Here is a 673-nt window from a genome sequence, read left to right as displayed (position 1 = left end):
GCCCTGCATCGGGTCCGATCACGCCTGGTGGGGCAGCGCACGGCGGTAATCAACCAGATCCGCGCCGTCCTGCTGGAGCGCGGCATCGCCGTGCGCCAGGGGCTGCGTTCGCTGCGGCAGGCGCTGCCTGACATCCTGGCCAAACGCACCGATGTGCTCACGCCGCGCATGGTGCACCTGAGCGAAGGCCTGATGCAGGACTGGCATCATCTCGACGAGCGCATCGATGCTGTCACCGAGGAGATCGAGGTGCTCGTGGCCGCTGACGAAGCCTGCCAGCGTCTGATGAGCGTCCCGGGCGTTGGACCGATCATCTCGTCGGCTGTCGTGGCGGCGATTGGGACGGGCGCTGGGTTCAAGCAGGGGCGGGACTTCGGCGCCTGGCTCGGGCTGGTGCCGAAGCAGACCTCGACGGGCGACCGCACGATCCTGGGCCGCCTGTCGAAGCGCGGGAACAGCGACCTGCGCTCCTTGTTGATCCAAGCCGCCCGCGTGCTGCTGCTTTGGCCGGCCAAGTGGCGCCAGCACAGTTTCGGGAACTGGCTCACAGCCGCTTCGACCCGTCTGCACCACAACGTGCTGGCGGCAGCTCTGGCCAACAAGCTGGCGCGGATTGCCTGGAGCGTGCTGAGCCAGAACCGCACCTATGAACCACGAACAGCGGCTGTGAGGG

At 67.6% G+C, this 673-nt stretch carries 1 protein-coding gene; it reads left to right on the top strand.

Features of this window, described 5'->3' with window-relative positions; genetic code table 11:
- On the top strand, nucleotides 1–673 hold a 673-nt coding region (locus tag ACXJKO_RS31995), incomplete at both ends, for an IS110 family RNA-guided transposase (protein WP_457095012.1).

It is taken from the genome of Microvirga sp. P5_D2, assembly GCF_054049475.1.
Note: the sequence above shows the minus strand (reverse complement) of the source record. Positions and strands in the feature narration are given on the sequence as shown.